This is a genomic window from Methylobacterium guangdongense (assembly GCF_038442355.1).
Lineage (GTDB): Bacteria > Pseudomonadota > Alphaproteobacteria > Rhizobiales > Beijerinckiaceae > Methylobacterium > Methylobacterium guangdongense.
In genome coordinates this window covers 135,740-151,015 of sequence record NZ_JBBXMX010000013.1, presented here as the reverse complement: position 1 = coordinate 151,015, position 15,276 = coordinate 135,740, and the positions used below count along the sequence as shown (strand labels likewise).

Genomic DNA, 15,276 nt, shown 5'->3' with positions numbered 1-15,276 from the left:
GCGCCCATCGGGTGGTCCGTGCGTTAGGTCTGTCCGCGCGCCGCACCTGCGGTCGGGCGGGTGAGGGGGATCCGAATGCGCGTGTTGTTGCTCACCGCCCTGGCAGCCTTGACCCTGCCGGCGGCCGTTGCCCAGGCGGGCGACCCGATCGTGTCCAGCGCGGGGAACTGGGACCTCAAGAAATCGGCCCGCGGTCCGACGACCGAAGCGGCGTGCCTTCTGGCGCCGAAGACCCCCTCGCGCATCGAGGTGTTCAAGGACAGGCTCGTGGTCACGGGCCTGCCGAAGAATTCGATCTTCAACTATCAATATAGGATCGACGACCGGTCCGCGTCGACGCCGGCGATCCCGTCGAGCGCCATGCAGAACGAAGGCCTCATCACCCTGGACGGCGCGGCGCTGGCCGACATCGTGAACGGCCACCGCTTCCAGATCCGCATCCTCGACAAGTGGCACGAGGCCATCACCGAGGATGTCGATCTCACCGGCCTGAAGGACCTCTACGGAACCCTGGACCAGGCGTGCCGGTGAGGGCGGCCCGGGACGGCCATCCCGCGGCTCATCCGTCGGCTCAGCGCGGCATGAGCCGCGGGATGGCCTTCCGCAGGCGCGCATAGCCCCGGGTGGCCAGGGGCCACGCGGCCGCGTCCCAGTCGCGGCGAACCCGCAGGCAGCCGGCCGGCAGCGCATCGGCCGAGGGTCCGACCGGCGCCCAGGCCGTCACCGTCGGACAGCCCGCGTCCCACGCCGCCGGGACGAGGTCCGCCGGACAGGCGAAATGCGCCGCCGCCCGCTTCAGCGCGTCGGCCATGGCGGCCCGATCGGCCTCCCGCACCCGGTCGGACGCCCCCGGCGCGTGGGCGACATGGCCGCCGACCCGCACGATCCTGGCTTCGCCGAGCGGGAGGCTTTCCGGGTTCAGGTCATCGAGATGCAGGAGCAGCGCGACGGCGCCGGCCGGTGCCGCGTCGGCCCGCGGCAGCGGGACCTCCCGCGGCGGCGCGGGCTCGTCCAGCGGATCCGGATACTCATCGAGGCCGACGGGATCGAAGCGGCCGTCGGTATAGCGCCGGATGTTCTCGGCCCGGGCGACATAGTGCTTGCCCCGCGTGTGCAGGCCGGCGACCCAGCGCCACGACAGGGTGTTGCTCGCCGGATCCCCGTCGATCAGCTGCGCCAGGAAGAACTCGGCCCCGAGCGCCCAGGGCAGGCGCAGGGTGAAGATCCAGATCGAGGCGAACCACATCCGGGCGTGATTGTGCAGCCAGCCCGTCTCGACCAGTTCGCGCGCCCAGGCGTCGAACCCGTCGATGCCGGTCCGGCCCTCGACGGCGGCCGCGTAGGTGCGGCGCAGCCCCGGCTCGGCCGCCAGCCGCGCGCGGTCCGCCGCGGCCAGGGACAGGACATCGGTCCAGGCCCCGGGATGGGTCTCCAGGTGGCCCTTGAAGTAGGTCCGCCAGAACACCTCGGACACGAATTTCTCGCTGCCTTCGCCGAACGCCCGCTCGGCCGCCTCCACGACCTCGGCCTCGGTGATCAGCCGCCGGCGCAGGTAGGGCGAGAGCGCCGAGGTCGTCGGCTCCGCGCCCGGCCCGCGATCGGTGTTGCGGGCGCCGGCATAGGCGGGGCCCGCCTGCGCGAGGAAGGCGGACAGCCGGTCGAGGGCGGCGTCGCGGGTCATGGGAAAGGTGCGATCCATGCCGGCGAGATAGGGCGGCCGTTCGCGACGCGGGTCCGCCGGGGCAGGGTCTGGTCGCCGCAGCCTGCCGACGCGGCCACGTCAGCCCGATCGCGATCCGTCCGGGCGCCGGCCCGGTCCTAAACCCGCCGTTAACCGAGATGGGAGATTTGCCGGGTCATTGGTAGCGTCGCGCGGGTTATACCTGTCGCCGCGCAAGGACAGCAAATCATGCGGCTGCTCGTCGGCACTTTGATCGTCTTCGCCTGCGTCTTCGGCAGCTACGCGGCGATGGGCGGCCACCTGGTCGTCCTGTGGCAGCCGTTCGAGTTCGTCATCATCCTCGGTGCAGCGATCGGCGCCTTCGTCATCGGCAATACCGGGCCGGTGCTCAAGGCCGTGCCCGCGATGCTGGGCACGCTCGTGAAGGGCCCCAAATACAACCAGCAATCCTATGTCGAACTGCTTGGAATGCAGTATTCGCTGTACAAGCTCGCGAAGTCGAAGGGTTCGATGGCGCTCGAGCCGCATATCGAAGATCCGGGCGCCTCGGCGCTGTTCAACGCCTTCCCGAGCTTCGCCGCGAACCATCACGCCGTCGAGTTCGTCTGCGACTACATGCGCATGGTGACGCTGGGCGCCAACAACGTCCACGAGATCGACGCGCTCATGGATGAGGAGCTGCAGACGCACCATCAGGAGCAGGAGCGCATCGTCTCGGCCATGCAGTCGCTCGCCGACGGGACGCCGGCGCTCGGCATCGTGGCCGCCGTGCTCGGCGTGATCAAGACGATGGGGGCGATCAAGGAGCCGCCGGAGGTGCTGGGCCACCTGATCGGCGGCGCGCTCGTCGGCACCTTCTTCGGCGTCTTCATCGCCTATGGCTTCTTCGGGCCGATGGCGCAGTCGCTCAAGAGCCTCTTCGAGGCCGAGGCCAAGTACTACCTGTCCCTCAAGACGGGGCTCCTCGCCCATATCGCCGGCCAGCCGCCGGTGATGGCGGTCGAATTCGCCCGCAAGGCCCTGATGAGCGACGTCCGCCCGACCTTCAACGAAGTGGAAGCGGCAACCGCCGCCCTGCCCGCCCAGGCCTGACCCGATCTCCAGCAGGGACGCGATGACCCAGCCGATCATCATCATCAAGAAGGTCAAGAGGGCCGCCCACGCACACCACGGCGGGGCCTGGAAGATCGCCTATGCGGACTTCGTGACCGCCATGATGGCGTTCTTTCTGCTGATGTGGCTGATCAGCATGACGACGCAGGAGCAGAAGATCGGGCTGGCGGAATACTTCGCGCCGGCCTCCCTGAGCCCCGCGACCAGCGGCGCGGGCGGACTCATGTATGGCCGCGCCCTCGACACGTCGGGCAACAAGCCGTCCACGCCCCGCGACGCGGAGCGGGGCTCGGCCGACCAGCAGGACAAGGCGCGCCCGACCAGTCCGGGCCGCGCCAGCGATCTCGATGCCAGCCGCTCGGCCGCCAGCGCGCAGGCCAACTGGAGCGCCATCGCCAGCCTCCGGCAGGCGCTCCAGACGCTGCCCGACATCGCCGAGCTGTCGAAGAACATCGTGATCGAGCCGACCAAGGAGGGCGTGAACGTGTCCCTCGTGGACGAGGACGGCCGCTCCATGTTCCGCGACAACGCGGTCGAGCCCTACGAGCGCACCCGGCGCGTGCTGGAGGCGATCGCGCCGACGCTGCGCCGGCTGCCCAACGGCCTGACGATCACCGGCCACACGTCCACCGTGCGCCCGGGCTCGGCGGGGTCCGCCGAACCCTGGAACCTCACCGCCGGGCGCGCGCTCGCCGTGCGCGAGATCCTGTCGGGGGCCGGGGTTCCCAACGATCACTTCACCTCCGTGGTGGGTCGCGCCGACACCGAGCCGGTCTTCCCCGACAACCCCTACATCGCGCCGAACCGGCGGGTGACCATCACCCTGCTCAACGCCAGCCCGCCGGTGCCGCCGAACCTTCTTCGCTGACGACACGCCGCCCCGTCCCGCCGGGGCGGCCGCAGGACGACGCGGCCCGGGGGAGGGAGGGGGACCCGGTCCCCCCTGAGACCGGCCGGCACGGCAGCCTCACGGATGCCGCATTACCGCGTCACGTCGGGCTGCCGTGCCCGTCCGGCGCCATCCCGGCCGATCCCCTTGCGGACGGTACATGCCTCGAACGCCCCTGATCATCCGCGCCGCCGGCCTCGCCCTGCTGGCCGCATCCGGCCCCGCCGCCGCGCAGGCCGGCAAGGCCGAGGCGCCGATCCCGGCCGCGACCCTCGCGCTGATGGCCCAGAAGGGCGTCACGGCCGCGTCCCCGGTGCTGTTCCGGGCCTACAAGAAGGAATCCGAGATCGAGGTCTGGAAGAAGGGCCGGTCCGGCTACGTCTTCATCAAGGCCTTCCCGATCTGCCGCTGGTCCGGCCAGCTCGGTCCCAAGCGCAGGAGCGGCGACCGGCAGACCCCGGAGGGGTTCTACACGGTGCCCAAGCGCCAGATGAACCCGAATTCGCACTATTACCTGTCGTTCGACGTCGGCTACCCTAACGCCTACGACCGGGCCCATGGCGGCACCGGCTCGGCCGTGATGGTCCACGGCATCTGCTCGTCGATGGGCTGCTTCGCCATGACCAACGGCACGGTCGGCGAGATCTACGCCATCGCCCGGGAGGCCCTGAAGGGCGGTCAGGCGGCGTTCCAGTTCCAGTCCTACCCGTTCCGAATGAGCGCCGAGGCCATGGCCCGCCACCGGACCGACCCGAACATCGCGTTCTGGCGCGAATTGAAGGCCGGCTCCGACCGGTTCGAGGCGAGCCGCGAGGAGCTTCAGGTCTCGGTGGTCGCCGGCCGCTACGCCTTCGCGCCGTCCAAGAACCCTACCGTCGAGGCGGCCGTGGCGACCCGCCAGGCCGTCGAGGAGGCCCGGGCCGCCGCGCTCGCCGAGGCGGGGGAGCCGGCCGTGCGAACCACCTATTCCGACGGCGGCCAGAACGCCTTCTGGGCGGCCTACACGGCCCGGGGCGGGGTGGTCGGCGACATCAGCCGGCCCGAGGCCCTGGCCTACGCGGGACAGGAGGTTGTGGTGGTGCCGGGTCACCGCGCCGCGCGCCCGGTCCCGGAATCGGTCTGGAGCGCCTGGGCGGCGGCCTCTCCCCTGTCACCCCGGCACATGGCCGGCTTCGTGCCGGCCTACGCGCGCGCCGCGGATCCGTTCGGGGCGCTGGCCGGCCCGATCCCGACGCGCTACGGCGACGGCCTGCCCTCCTGGCTGACCGCCGGCCTCGGCGGGCTCACCCTCGGCTCGGCCGATACATCCGATTCGGCATCCGGCCTCGTCGCGGCGGCCGACAGCCCATGAGGCATGCAGGCGCCGGCCCGATCCCCTCATCTGTGTGCGCAGACGCACATCACAGCGGCATACGGCACACCAATTCATGGTACGGCAGGGGACGCGCGGTACTCTTGAACCGACAGCCTGCCGTAATCCTTGCATTCTTCCCGGAACGGCGACGGGGTTTCGATCGTAACCGATCGGGATCGACGTCCGCAGATTCGTGATCGCCATGTCCAATTCGTGTGGGCCGACCGTCCAGGCGGCCAATCAGGACCTCGTACTGCGCTTCTGGGGCGTCCGCGGCTCGACTCCGGTCAGCGGCCCGCAATACGCCGAGTTCGGCGGCAGCACCCCCTGCCTCGAAGTCCGCTGCGGCGAGCGCTTGTTCATCGTGGACGCGGGCTCGGGCATCTACAATCTCGGGCAGGGCCACCGGACCGATCTTCCCCGGGAGGTCGACCTGCTGTTCAGCCACCTGCATCTCGACCACACGGCGGGCCTCCCGTTCTTCAAGCCCGCGGTGCTCGACTGCAACCGGGTGATCAACACCTATTGCGGCAACCTCGGCGGCGAATCGGCCGGGCCGACCCTCGACCGCCTGTTCGCGCCGCCGCTCTTCCCGGTTACGCTCGACAAGCTGTGCTGCACCTTCAACCATCACGGTTTCGAGGCGGGCCAGACCCTGACCTTCCCGGACGGCACGCGGGTCGACACGATCGCGCTGAACCACCCGCAGGGTTCGGTGGGCTACCGCTTCGAGCATGCCGGCCGGCGGCTGTGCCTGATCAGCGATATCGAGCACAGCGACCCCTGGCCGGATCCGGCGCTGGCCGACTTCGTCGCCGGGGCCGACCTGATGGTCTACGACGGCATGTTCACCGACGGCGAGTATCCGACCTGCCGGGGCTGGGGCCATTCCACGTGGCAGAAGGGCGTCGAACTGGCGCAGGTCGCGGGCGTGAAGGCGCTGGCCATCATCCACCTGCACCCGGCCCATTCCGACACGGCGCTGCGCGACATGGAGGCCGATCTTCAGGCCGAGATGCCGACCGCCTTCATCGCCCGGGAATCCCAGAGCATCACGGTCGGCGCCCCGCGGACCGTGAGCCGCCGGGCCAACGGCCGGCCCGCCGTGGCGCGCGAGGTGCGCCGCCGGATCCGGGTCGCCTGATCAGGCCGAGTGGCCGAGCGAGCGGGCCGAGGCGCGCGCCTTGCGGCTCCGGTTGAACCGGCTGAACGCGAACAGCACGAACAGCGCGATACCGATCGTCAGGATGCTCCAGCCGTAGTTGCTCACGAGCTGCGCATCGATCGGGTGGCCGATCCAGCCGAGGGCGACGAGCAGCCCGAAGACGGCGATCGCCGCTGAGACGAGCATCCCGACAATCATCGCACGCACTCCGGTGGACCACGCCAGCCGTTGCGGCGCGGAAGACGGGGGAAATGCGCGGGACCGGCAGCCGTTCCGTGAAGCCCTGGCCCGCGGGCGGGTGAAAGCGGGATCCCCGGCCCGGAGAAGCGCCGCAAACCGCGATCGGCGTACACACCTGATTGCCACGCCCTCCGGCCCCGCTCTAAGTAGGCCCCGTTACGGCGCCCCGGGGCGCGCGCGGAGCCCGAGACCACGGCGATGACCGGCCCAGACACCACGACCGCGAACACGACGGCCCACACCTCCCCGGACGGCGGGCCAGCGCCCCTGGTCGCCCCGCCCCCCCTGCGGCCGCAGGACCGGCTGGTGACGATCTACGGCGGCTCCGGCTTCCTGGGCCGGCACGTGGTGCGGGCGCTGGCCAAGCGCGGCTACCGGATCCGCGTCGCGGTGCGGCGGCCGGATCTCGCGCTGTTCCTGCAGCCCCTGGGTCAGGTCAACCAGATCGTGGCCGTGCAGGCGAATCTCCGCTACCCGGATTCGGTGACCCGCGCGGCGGAGCGCGCCGACGTGCTGATCAACCTCGTCGGCATCCTGCAGGAGACCGGCTCCCAGAGCTTCGCGCGGCTGCAGGTCGACGGGGCCGAGACGATCGCCCGCGCGGCCGCCCGGCAGGGCGCCCGGATGATCCACGTCTCGGCGATCGGGGCGGATCCGGCCTCGCCCTCGCTCTACGCGCGGACCAAGGCCGAGGGTGAGGCGAAGGTCCTCGCCGCCTGCCCGGACGCGGTGGTGTTCCGGCCCTCGTTGATCTTCGGGCCGGGCGACGGCTTCTTCAACCGCTTCGCCGGGCTCGCCCGGGCGCTCCCGGTCCTGCCGCTGGCGGGTGGGCAGTCGCGCTTCCAGCCGGCCTTCGTGGGCGACGTCGCCGAGGCGATCGCCCGCGCGGTCGACGGCACGCTCGCAGGCGGCAAGGTCTACGAGCTCGGCGGCCCGGAGGTGGGCACGCTGGAGCACTTCGTGCGCTACATGCTCAAGACCATCCGGCGCAAACGCGTCGTGGTCGATCTGCCCCTGCCGGCGGCCAAGTTCCAGGCCCGCCTGCTCGAGATCGCCGACACCCTGACCTTCGGCCTCCTGCCCGACACGCTCAAGCTCACCCGCGATCAGGTGATCCTGCTGCAGAACGACAACGTCGTCTCGGAGGCCGCCAAGGCCGAGGGCCGGACGTTCGAGGGAATCGGGATCATCCCGACCGCCGCCGAGGCGGTGGTGCCGGGCTATCTCTGGACCTACCGGAAGGCCGGCCAGTTCTCCACCGAGCGGGACCTGGAGCACCTGTCCGAAGTGCCCGACACGATGGCGCCGCAGCCGCTGGCGGCCACCTCACAGCATCGGCCCCAGACGGCCTCCGGCCCGGCGATCGGCGCCGATGCCGGCAGCTCGCCGGGCGGTCGCCAGGGGGGCATGGGCGTGCGCTGGGGCACCCGGAAGTCGAGCTAGATGGTGAGCCGCACCCGCACCTGCGCCGCCGCGGCCTGGACGTGAGGCGCATCCTCGTCACCGGCGCCGCCGGCTTCGTCGGCGGGCATGTCCTGCCGCTCCTGGTTGCGGCGGGCGACCGCGTGGCGGGGATCGGCCGGGGCCGCGCGCCCCGCCTGCCGGCGGGCGTGACCTACGAGACCGTGGATCTCCTCGACGAGGCGGCGCTCGCCGGCTTCGTGGCCCGCTTCCGGCCGACCGAGATCCTGCATCTGGCGGGCCTCGCCTCGGTGGCGGATTCCGCGAGCGGCCCCGGGCAGACCTGGCGGGTGAACGTCAACGGCCTGATGAACCTCGTCGCCGCCGTGGCCGCCGTGCCGGGCTGCACGTTCTTCGATGTCAGCTCGGGGGAGGTCTACGGCAGCGCCTTCCTGGCCGGCCACGCCCTCACGGAGGCGGCCGAGCCGCTGCCGCGCAACACCTACGCCCGGTCGAAATGGGTGGGCGAGCAGCTCCTGCGCGACCTCCTGCCCCGGATCGGCGTGAAGCTCGTGGTGCTGCGGCCGTTCAACCATATCGGCCCGGGCCAGGACGAGCGCTTCGTGGTGGCCTCCTTCGCGGGTCAGATCGCCCGGATCGAGGCCGGGCTGGTGCCGCCCTGCCTGGAGGTCGGCAACCTCTCCTCCCACCGCGACTTCCTCGACGTGGCCGACGTGGCGCAGGCCTATGCCGACCTGATCGGCCAGTCGGACTCGCTGATGGACGGCAGCGTGTTCAACATCAGCTCCGGGCAGCCGCGCACGATCGCCAGCGTCCTGGAGGATCTGCGGGAACGCGCCCGCGTGCCCTTCGAGATCCGGGTCGCCCCGGAGCGGGTGCGCCCGGCCGAGATCCCGATGGCGGCCGGCGATGCCGGGCTTCTGCGCGCCATGACCGGCTGGCGGCCGCGGGTCGCCTGGGACGCCGCGGTGAACCGGGTGCTGGACGATGCCCGGGCGCGGCTGGCGAACACACGCCAGAGCGGGTGAGGCGGACCAGCGCCGCCGCTACCGCACCACCCCCTTGGCCTTGAGCGCGTCCTGCGCGTCCGCCGGATAGTCCAGCTGCTCCGCCAGGATCTCCGCACTCGAATCCCCGAGGCCGGGCGGCATCCGGCGCACCGGCAGGCGCCGCCCGTCGAGCCGGTAGGGCGGGGCGATCACGTGGGCGTTGTCGGCGCCGCCGACCACCAGCCCGGCCTCCTGGGCCCGATCGCAGGTCAGCGCTTCCCGCAGGCCCATCACCTCGCCGCACGGGATGCCGGCCGCCCGCAGCTTGGCGATCAGCGGGCCGCGCTGCCACTGCGCCAGGGCGGCTTCCAGCACCGGGATGAAGGCGGCGCGGTTCTTCGAGCGATCGAGGTTGGTAGCGAAGCGCGGATCGGCGATCAGGTCCGGCCGCTCCAGCACCTGCTCGCAGAAGCGCCGGTACTGGCCGTTGTTGCCCACCGTGATCACCACGGGCCCGTCCGCGGCCTCGAACACCCCGTAGGGTACGATCGAGGGATGGGCGTTGCCGTAGCGCGGCGGGTCGATGCCCCGGGCCAGCGCCTCCAGGCCGTAATACGACGTCAGCGCCACGCCGCAATCGAACAGGGCGAGGTCGATCGCCTTGCCGCGCCCAGTCCGCTCCCGCTGGTAGAGCGCCGCCAGCACGGCCTGGGCGGCGAACTGGCCGGTGAACAGGTCCACCGCCGCGACCCCGAACTTCAGGGGTGGCCCGCCGGCCTCGCCGTTCAGCGCCATCACGCCGGACTCGCCCTGCACCACGAGGTCGTAGCCGGGGCGGCCGGCCTCCGACCCGTCGGAACTGTAGCCGGCAATCGAGCAGTAGATCAGCCCGGAATTCTCCGCCGACAGCGCCGCGTAGCCGAGGCCGAGCTTGTCGGCCCCGCCGGTCTTGAAGTTCTGCACCAGCACGTCGCTCTCGCGGGCGAGCGCCTTCACGATCGCCAGCCCCTCCGGCGTGGCGAGATCGACGCCGATCGAGCGCTTGTTGCGGTTCACGCTGTCGAAATACGAGGTGTTGCCGGGGCTGGTGGGCACGCCCCAGTCGCGGGTGTCGTCGCCGCGTTCCGGGTGCTCGACCTTGATCACGTCGGCACCGAGGTCGCCCAGCACCTGCGCGCACCAGGGCCCGGCCAGGACCCGGGACAGGTCGAGCACCCGGATCCCGGCGAGCGGCAGATCGTGAGCCGGATCAGCATCCATCGAAGGACTCCTCGGTACGGGGATTTTGGCTCAGGAAAGTCATGGTTTCAAAAGGTCTTCGACCTTTTGCGGGTCCAGGGCGGAGCCCTGGTGTCGGGCTTCGCCCGATCGTCGGACCTTGCCCGATTGTCGGGCTCCGCCCCGACACCCCGCCAAAGGGCTCGCCCTTTGGAAACCCCGTCTTCACGGCTCAGGCCCCCATCACGCCGTCGAGGCTGCGCACGGCCTCGATCAGCTTCGGGCGCGCGACGTCCAGGAGGAAGCGCGCGTCGGTGATAACGGTGGGGGCGCCGCAATTGACCGCCATGGGCGGCAGGCCGCCGCCGGGATGAAACCCGACCGCGATGGCGCAGACCGTCTCCTGCCACTCGCCGAACGAGGTGCAGCAGCCGATCTCCCGGTGCTCCTCCACCGCCCGGTCGAGGCCGGCCCGGAGCGCGGGCCACGCCACGGGGTCCAGCGCCTCCAGATCCTCGTAGAGGCCCGCGCGTTCCCGGTCGGGGCAGACCGCCACGTAGGCGCGGCCCATGGCGCTCCGGGCGAGGGAGATGCGCGAGCCGGTGTCGAGGTTGAGCGAGATCGCCGCCGGCCCGCGCTGGCAGTCGACGTAGCGCATGCTGAGCCGGTCGCGCACGCCGAGCCCCACCGAGGCGTTGGCGGCCTCCGCCACCGCCCGCAGCACCGGCCGGGCGATGGCCCGCACGTCGAGCCCGCCGAGGGCCGCGGAGCTCAGCGCGATCGTCGCGGTGCCGAGCCGGTAGCGGCCGATCTCGGGCATGTGCTGGAGATAGCCGAGCTTGGTCAGCGTGTAGGTGAGCCGCGACACGGTGGAGCGCGGCAGGCCGCAGGCTTCGGCGATGTCGTGGTTGGCGAGGCTCGTCCGGCCCGGCCCGAAGCAGGCGAGCACAGAGAGACCCCGGGCGAGCGCCGTGACGAAGTGGCGGTCCTCCTTGGGGCCGGAGCCGGCGGCATCGAGCCCGGCCAGCAGGGTCTCTCCGGCCGTCATCGGCGCAGGAACGCCGCGAAGGCCGCCTGCGCCTCCGGGCCGCGGCGCAGCGCGTGGAACACCTCCGCTTCCTCGGCCAGCGCGCGGGCAACGGCCTCGTCCTGACCGCGACGCAGGGCCCGCTTGGTGGCGGCGATCGAGGTCCGGGGCAGGGCGGCGAGGGACCGGGCCTTGGCGAGGGCCATCGCCAGCGCCGTCCCCTCCGGCACGGCGGCGTTGACGAGGCCCGCCGACACGGCCTCCGCGGCCGTGAACGGCTCGCCGAGCATCAGCAGCTCGGCGGCGCGCTTCGATCCGGCCGTCAGGGGCAGCAGGTAGCTCGATCCGCCCTCGGGGCTGAGGCCCAGGGCCGTGAACGGCAGGCGGAACCGGGCGCTCTCCCCCGCATAGGCGAGGTCGCAATGGAGCAGCAGCGTCGTGCCGATGCCGACCGCGTGCCCCTCCACCGCCGCCACGACCGGCTTCGGGCAGGCCCGCAGCGCCTTCAGGAAGGTCAGGCCGGGGCTGGCGCCCCCGGTCTCGACGTCCTGGAAGTCCTTGAGGTCGTTGCCGGCCGTGAAGCAGCCCCCCGCGCCGGTGAGCACCACGGCGGCCACGCTCTCGTCTCCGGCCACCGCCCGGAAGGCTTCGGTCAGCCTCGCATAGGCGGCGCGATCGAGGGCGTTGCGCCGCTCCGGCCGGTCGATGGTGACCAGCCGGATCTCGGGCTCCGGATCGGCGAGGCGGATGCTCACGGCGCGGCCTCGCCCGCGTAATCCGCCGACACCCCGGCCATCCGCGCCCGCGCCGCCGCGTAGTCCCGGATGAGCCGCGCGACGAGATCGGCCGTCGCCGGCGCGTCCGCGATGGTGCCGACCCCCTGGCCCGCGCCCCAGACGTCCCGCCACGCCTTCACGCTGCCGCTGCCGAAATTCATCGCGGTCTTGTCGCGGACGGGCAGCGCGTCGGGGTCGAGCCCCGACGCGCGGATGCTCGGCGTCAGGTAATTGCCCGGCACGCCCGTGAAGTAGGGGGTGTAGAGGATGTCGGACGCGGCGCTGCCGGTGATCATGTCCTTGTAGGCCGGGACCGCGTTCGCCTCCCGGGTGGCGATGAAGCGGGTGCCCATATAGGCGAGGTCGGCGCCCATGGCCTGAGCGGCCAGGATCGAGGCGCCCGAGGTGATCGCCCCCGACAGGATCAGCGGTCCATCGTAGAACCGCCGGATCTCGCCGATCAACGCGAAGGGACTCAGCGTCCCCGCGTGGCCCCCGGCCCCGGCGCAGACCAGGATCAGCCCGTCGACGCCGGCCTCCAGCGCCTTCTCGGCGTGGCGGACGTTGGTGACGTCGTGGAACACCACCCCGCCATAGGCGTGGACCGGTCGGATCACCGCGTCCGGCGCCCGCAGGGAGGTGATGATGATCGGCACTTGGTGCCGGACGCAGGCCTCGACATCCTGCGCCAGCCGGTCGTTCGAGGCGTGGACGATCTGATTGACCGCGAAGGGCGCGATTCGCTTCGACGGGTCGGCCGCACGGGCGTCCGCGAGGGTGCGGGTGATTCGCGTCAGCCACTCGTCCAGCAGCTCGGCCGGCCGGGCATTGAGGGCCGGAAAGGAGCCGACCACCCCCGACAGGCACTGGGCGATCACCAGCTCCGGCCCGGAGACGATGAACATCGGCGCGCAGATCACCGGCAGGGCGAGCCGGCCGCGCAGGACCTCGGGCAGGCGCCCGCTCGAGGGCCGCCCTGAGGCTTGCTCGGGACCGTCGCTCACCGCCCGCTCCCCGCCCGAACCTGACAGGCGTTCACGCTCCGATCGATGCCGCGCACGGCGCTTCTCCCCCTGCTTCCGAGAGCCCGGCCCACGATTGCCCGACGGCGCGCGCAACCGAGCCTTGTTCAACACGGTTTTGATGACATAGCGCCCCGGCCGTGGTCAAACCGATAAACGCCGTATGTTCTGCACTGCAGAACTGTTGTCGGATCCTTAAGGGGATCGCCACTTAGTCTTGACGATGTGGACGTCGCGGACCAACATGTCGCCGACAAGCAGACCAGAGTTCTGCATTGCAGAAGACGCGAGGGAGTCCCGGGTGGTTCGTCAGGAGGTCGATGGCGGCGTGGCCGTGCTCACGCTCGCCAACCCGCCGGTCAACGCGCTCGGTGCCGCGTTGCGGGCCGCCCTCGACGGGGCCCTGGATCAGGCCATTGCGGACGAATCGGTCCGCGCGATCGTGCTGGCCGCCGAGGGCAAGGTGTTCGTCGGCGGGGCCGACATCACCGAGTTCGGCAAGCCGCAGCAGCCGCCGAGCCTGCCCGACATCCTGGACCGCCTCGATGCCAGCCCGAAGCCCGTGGTGGCGGCCATCAACGGCGTGGCCCTCGGCGGCGGCCTCGAACTGGCGATGGCCTGCCACGGCCGGGTCGCGGCGCCCGCCGCCAAGCTCGGCCTGCCGGAGATCAAGCTCGGGATCATCCCGGGGGCGGGGGGCACGCAGCGCCTGCCGCGCCTGATCGGGCCGGACGCGGCCTTCCCGATGATGCTCACCGGCGAGCCGGTCTCGGCCGAGAAGGCCGCTTCGCTCGGCATCGTCGATGCCGTGGTGCTGGGCGACCTCGTGGCGGCAGCCCGCACCCGCGCCCTGGAGATCGCCGATTCGGGCCGGCTTCCGCGGGTGCGCGACCGGTCGGACAAGCTGACACCGGCGGCGCGCGAGAAATTCGAGGCCCTGGCCGCCGACGCGGTGAAGCGCGACCCCGACGCCACCAACGTCCACGCCCTGGTGCGGGCGGTGCGCGCCGGCCTGGAGCAGGATTTCGAGGCCGCCGTGGCGGTCGAGCGGGCTGAGTTCCGCACCCTGGTGGAGGATCCCCGCTCGAAGGCCCTGCGCTACGCCTTCTTCGCCGAGCGCGAGGCCGCCCGGGTCCCCGGCCTGCCGAAGGACACGCCCCGGCGCCCGATCCACACGGCCGCGGTGATCGGCGCCGGCACGATGGGCGGCGGGATCGCCATGTGCTTCGCCAATGCCGGCATCCCGGTCACGGTGATCGAGACGGAGGAGGGCGCCCTGACCCGCGGCCTCGACCGCGTGAAGGGCCTCTATGCCGGTTCGGCCAAGCGCGGATCGATCACCGACGCCCAGCGCGACGAGCGGATCGGCCGGATCACCGGCGCGATCGGCCTGGATCACGCCAAGGACGCCGACATCGTCATCGAGGCGGCCTTCGAGGATATGGGCGTCAAGCGCGAGATCTTCTCCAAGCTCGACACCATCGCCAAGCCCGGCGCGATTCTCGCCAGCAACACCTCCTACCTCGACGTGAATGCCATCGCGGCGGTGACGAATCGTCCGCAAGACGTGCTCGGCCTGCATTTCTTCAGCCCCGCCAACGTGATGCGCCTCGTGGAGGTGGTCCGGGCGGAAAAAACCGCGCCGGAGGTGCTGGCCACCGCGCTGGACCTGGGCAAACGCCTCAACAAGCTGCCGGTGACGGTGGGGGTCTGCTTCGGCTTCGTCGGCAACCGCATGCTGGAGCGCCGCAGCCGCGCCGGCGAGCGCCTGCTGCTTGAAGGCGCGCTGCCGCACGAGGTCGACGCGGCGGTGACCGGTTTCGGCTTCCGGATGGGGCCCTTCGCCATGGGCGACCTCGCGGGGCTCGATATCGGCTGGCGCTCGCGCAAGGATTTCGGCGGCCGGGCCCCGGTGGCGGATTCCCTCGCCGAGATGGGGCGCTACGGCCAGAAGACCGGCCGCGGCTTCTACCTCTACCCGGACGGCGCCCGCACCGGCACCCGCGACCCGGAGGTCGAGGCGCTGATCACGCGGGTCGCCGCCGAGCATGGCATCGCGCGCCGCAGCTTCACGCCGGACGAGATCGTGGCGCGGCTGATGTACCCGATGGTCAACGAGGGCGCGCGGATCCTGGAGGAGGGCATCGCGGCCCGGCCGAGCGACATCGATACGATCTGGATCAACGGCTACAACTGGCCGGCTTGGCGCGGCGGCCCGATGCACTGGGCCGACACAGTAGGCCTCAAGACCATCGCCGAGGCGCTGTCGCGCTTCGCGGCCGAGACCGGCGACGACAGCCAGGAGCCGGCGCCGCTCTTGAAGCGCCTCGCCGCCGAGGGCGGCCGCTTCGCCGACTGGAAGGCTTCGGCCTGATGCCGT

14 protein-coding genes are annotated in these 15,276 nt (G+C 71.6%); 8 read left to right on the top strand and 6 right to left on the bottom strand.

Features of this window, described 5'->3' with window-relative positions:
• Window positions 1-75: 75 nt before the first annotated feature.
• Window positions 76-531: a hypothetical protein gene (locus tag AAHG09_RS22210; protein ID WP_342109669.1), complete on the top strand. Its 456-nt coding sequence runs from the start codon at window positions 76-78 to the stop codon at window positions 529-531.
• Window positions 532-571: 40 nt separating this feature from the next.
• On the opposite strand, the gene AAHG09_RS22205 is transcribed toward AAHG09_RS22210, so the two are convergent.
• Entirely contained in the window at window positions 572-1,681 is a 1,110-nt protein-coding gene (locus tag AAHG09_RS22205; protein WP_342109668.1) for an FAD-binding domain-containing protein, read from the bottom strand.
• A 228-nt stretch (window positions 1,682-1,909) separates the two neighbouring features.
• Here AAHG09_RS22205 and motA point away from each other — a divergent pair, with 228 nt between their 5' ends.
• The 4 genes from motA to AAHG09_RS22185 all read left to right on the top strand — a co-directional run bounded on the left by motA (window position 1,910) and on the right by AAHG09_RS22185 (window position 6,181).
• Window positions 1,910-2,773 (top strand): flagellar motor stator protein MotA, encoded by an 864-nt coding sequence (motA, locus tag AAHG09_RS22200; RefSeq protein WP_342109667.1) that lies wholly within the window; start codon window positions 1,910-1,912, stop codon window positions 2,771-2,773.
• A gap of 22 nt (window positions 2,774-2,795) precedes the next feature.
• Window positions 2,796-3,662, top strand: coding sequence for a flagellar motor protein MotB (locus tag AAHG09_RS22195; protein ID WP_342109666.1), 867 nt, complete (start codon window positions 2,796-2,798; stop codon window positions 3,660-3,662).
• Between the two features lie 181 nt (window positions 3,663-3,843).
• The gene (locus tag AAHG09_RS22190; RefSeq protein WP_342109665.1) at window positions 3,844-5,034 is read left to right on the top strand and encodes a murein L,D-transpeptidase family protein; all 1,191 of its coding nucleotides are present in this window, start codon (window positions 3,844-3,846) and stop codon (window positions 5,032-5,034) included.
• Window positions 5,035-5,239: 205 nt separating this feature from the next.
• Window positions 5,240-6,181, top strand: coding sequence for an MBL fold metallo-hydrolase (locus AAHG09_RS22185; RefSeq protein WP_342109664.1), 942 nt, complete (start codon window positions 5,240-5,242; stop codon window positions 6,179-6,181).
• Here AAHG09_RS22185 and AAHG09_RS22180 read toward each other — a convergent pair whose 3' ends face one another.
• Entirely contained in the window at window positions 6,182-6,400 is a 219-nt protein-coding gene (locus AAHG09_RS22180; protein ID WP_342109663.1) for a hypothetical protein, read from the bottom strand.
• 240 nt (window positions 6,401-6,640) lie between these two features.
• Here AAHG09_RS22180 and AAHG09_RS22175 point away from each other — a divergent pair, with 240 nt between their 5' ends.
• Together AAHG09_RS22175 and AAHG09_RS22170 are read left to right on the top strand one after the other, a co-directional pair.
• Window positions 6,641-7,885 carry a complex I NDUFA9 subunit family protein gene (locus AAHG09_RS22175; RefSeq protein WP_342109662.1) on the top strand — a complete coding sequence of 415 codons (1,245 nt, stop codon included), beginning with the start codon at window positions 6,641-6,643 and terminating at the stop codon, window positions 7,883-7,885.
• 41 nt (window positions 7,886-7,926) lie between these two features.
• Window positions 7,927-8,892, top strand: coding sequence for a GDP-mannose 4,6-dehydratase (locus AAHG09_RS22170; protein ID WP_342109661.1), 966 nt, complete (start codon window positions 7,927-7,929; stop codon window positions 8,890-8,892).
• Between the two features lie 18 nt (window positions 8,893-8,910).
• Here AAHG09_RS22170 and AAHG09_RS22165 read toward each other — a convergent pair whose 3' ends face one another.
• From AAHG09_RS22165 to AAHG09_RS22150, 4 genes are all read right to left on the bottom strand, one after another.
• The gene (locus tag AAHG09_RS22165; RefSeq protein ID WP_342109660.1) at window positions 8,911-10,113 is read right to left on the bottom strand and encodes a CaiB/BaiF CoA transferase family protein; all 1,203 of its coding nucleotides are present in this window, start codon (window positions 10,111-10,113) and stop codon (window positions 8,911-8,913) included.
• Window positions 10,114-10,303: 190 nt separating this feature from the next.
• The gene (locus tag AAHG09_RS22160) at window positions 10,304-11,119 is read right to left on the bottom strand and encodes an IclR family transcriptional regulator (protein ID WP_342109659.1); all 816 of its coding nucleotides are present in this window, start codon (window positions 11,117-11,119) and stop codon (window positions 10,304-10,306) included.
• Window positions 11,116-11,853, bottom strand: coding sequence for an enoyl-CoA hydratase-related protein (locus AAHG09_RS22155; RefSeq protein WP_342109658.1), 738 nt, complete (start codon window positions 11,851-11,853; stop codon window positions 11,116-11,118). Before AAHG09_RS22155 ends, AAHG09_RS22160 begins: the two co-directional genes overlap by 4 nt.
• Window positions 11,850-12,878, bottom strand: a complete 1,029-nt coding sequence (locus AAHG09_RS22150; protein ID WP_342109657.1) for an NAD(P)H-dependent flavin oxidoreductase — start codon at window positions 12,876-12,878, stop codon at window positions 11,850-11,852. The genes AAHG09_RS22155 and AAHG09_RS22150 overlap by 4 nt, the downstream gene beginning before the upstream one ends.
• 262 nt (window positions 12,879-13,140) lie before the next feature.
• Here AAHG09_RS22150 and AAHG09_RS22145 point away from each other — a divergent pair, with 262 nt between their 5' ends.
• The gene (locus tag AAHG09_RS22145) at window positions 13,141-15,270 is read left to right on the top strand and encodes a 3-hydroxyacyl-CoA dehydrogenase NAD-binding domain-containing protein (RefSeq protein WP_459558970.1); all 2,130 of its coding nucleotides are present in this window, start codon (window positions 13,141-13,143) and stop codon (window positions 15,268-15,270) included.
• The last annotated feature ends 6 nt before the right edge of the window (window positions 15,271-15,276 follow it).

Coding starts and splice junctions, on each gene's coding strand:
- AAHG09_RS22190 (WP_342109665.1), top strand. CDS start 3,844: ATGCCTCGAACGCCCCTGATCATCCGCGCCGCCGGCCTCGCCCTGCTG.
- AAHG09_RS22185 (WP_342109664.1), top strand. CDS start 5,240: ATGTCCAATTCGTGTGGGCCGACCGTCCAGGCGGCCAATCAGGACCTC.
- AAHG09_RS22145 (WP_459558970.1), top strand. CDS start 13,141: ATGTCGCCGACAAGCAGACCAGAGTTCTGCATTGCAGAAGACGCGAGG.
- AAHG09_RS22160 (WP_342109659.1), bottom strand. CDS start 11,119: ATGACGGCCGGAGAGACCCTGCTGGCCGGGCTCGATGCCGCCGGCTCC.
- AAHG09_RS22165 (WP_342109660.1), bottom strand. CDS start 10,113: ATGGATGCTGATCCGGCTCACGATCTGCCGCTCGCCGGGATCCGGGTG.
- AAHG09_RS22210 (WP_342109669.1), top strand. CDS start 76: ATGCGCGTGTTGTTGCTCACCGCCCTGGCAGCCTTGACCCTGCCGGCG.
- AAHG09_RS22175 (WP_342109662.1), top strand. CDS start 6,641: ATGACCGGCCCAGACACCACGACCGCGAACACGACGGCCCACACCTCC.
- AAHG09_RS22205 (WP_342109668.1), bottom strand. CDS start 1,681: ATGACCCGCGACGCCGCCCTCGACCGGCTGTCCGCCTTCCTCGCGCAG.
- AAHG09_RS22180 (WP_342109663.1), bottom strand. CDS start 6,400: ATGATTGTCGGGATGCTCGTCTCAGCGGCGATCGCCGTCTTCGGGCTG.
- motA (WP_342109667.1), top strand. CDS start 1,910: ATGCGGCTGCTCGTCGGCACTTTGATCGTCTTCGCCTGCGTCTTCGGC.
- AAHG09_RS22195 (WP_342109666.1), top strand. CDS start 2,796: ATGACCCAGCCGATCATCATCATCAAGAAGGTCAAGAGGGCCGCCCAC.